At 47.6% G+C, this 1,577-nt stretch carries 2 protein-coding genes; both read left to right on the forward strand.

Annotated features, from left to right (window positions below):
* On the forward strand, nt 1–254 hold a 254-nt coding region (locus tag KDK16_RS12450), incomplete at its 5' end, for a hypothetical protein (RefSeq protein WP_257252955.1).
* Nucleotides 255–479: 225 nt separating this feature from the next.
* Nucleotides 480–1,577 (forward strand): hypothetical protein (locus tag KDK16_RS12455; RefSeq protein WP_257276368.1); only part of this gene is annotated, 1,098 nt, incomplete at its 3' end.

Genomic DNA, 1,577 nt, shown 5'->3' on the forward strand with positions numbered 1-1,577 from the left:
GAGTTTTTGACATCGAAATACTGACATTACTGGACGGGTACAGGGATGAAATGGAGCTTATGCATATCGTTACCGCTCTTAAAAAAGCCAAAATCGATATCGATAACCACATAATGGAAGGATGGAGGCAACGGGCATGCGGCGAAATAAAGCTGTTAAAAAGGCGAGATCCTTTATTATCAGAGGTTGATCCTGATGTTTATCAGAGTTGTCAGGAACTAGAGTTGCTTGATCGGTGTGGAGTTATTTTATAAAAAAGATCTGTGTCGTATGATAAAAGCTTCTGAAAAAAAAACGTCAGCCAACTCCGTTCATGGCAAGTTCGCCGGTGCAGTGCTATGAAGTCTCGCGCAAACGTCAATCAATGGGCCCTATCCGAATGACGTATGAATTTTTCCAAAAGCGGATGGATTCACAGACGCTGATTTTATTAGCCTGAATCTATGAGACGCTCACAAAAAAACAAAACTGCCTTCTCAATGGTTCGATCACTGCTTCTGCTGGTGGCAATAATGTTTGGGGAGTCACTGCAAGCTTTGGAATGGATCGGCTCAAGCCCACTACCAGTACATTTCTTATATCCCTATCAGTTGGCCGAACCTGAACCGCCCGACCCTGTTCCGGCTGGGTTTATGAAATTCGCCTTCAGTTTACTGCGGCGGCTGCCAAATAATAGTCCTCTTCAGTCTCTCCAACTGCCTCCCCAAGCCATCTGGCCAATGAAGCCAACACTCCGCACTGAACTGTTGGCTATGCCCCCGGAAGTCCCCGATAACACTTCCAATAAGCTGAACACCATCGCCGCTGCCGGGGGAGATGATGGCGATAAGCCAACTGACAGAAATAACTGGAATCCTGACCCTGAGTCCCGGACTGACCTTGACCTTAATCTTGTTTCTGACCCTATTCAAAAATGCCTGCAACAAAAAAAGCAACTCCTTCAAATGTTGCGAATCAAACGACTATGGGCTATTACGACAGGGCAAACCACCCTGGCCCGGATATTGTCAAACCGGATCATGGTGATTGAAGCGGACCTTTTGGACCTGGAAAGATCAAACACCGCCAATATGCATCCGGTGCTGGTTCAGACACGGCTGGCAGAGAATGGTCGGGAACTCAGTGTTTACCTTGAGGTCACTTCTGACAAATATTCTGGCCGACAGGCGGCTAACAGGGAAAAGAGTCAATCCTCCCAAACGACCAAAGCATCAACGACCGAGACAAAAAGCCAGACTCGAAAATCCCATCAGGTTTCCCAAGCTGCTGCCCATAGAAAGGTCATTGGTTCGACAGTCGGCAATGGTCGTGGCGGCGATGATCCAATGGAACCCTCTGCTGCGCAGGATACCGCAAGTTCGGTTGTAACTTGTACCAAGTGTGGCAAGGCACTGAATCTACAGGAATTAAGACGTGTAGCCCATGAGGCAGCAGTTTCAGCACTGTTATGCAAAAGCTGCCTGTCGGGCACTCGAGGTAAAAAAAGAGCAAGACCACCGCGGCAAGAAACAGAGCCTGACTCATCAGAACCTGTTCAGAAAAAAAAGAAAGGCCCGGGTAGAAAGAGAAAAAATTCA

The organism is Endozoicomonas sp. SESOKO4, from assembly GCF_024606275.1.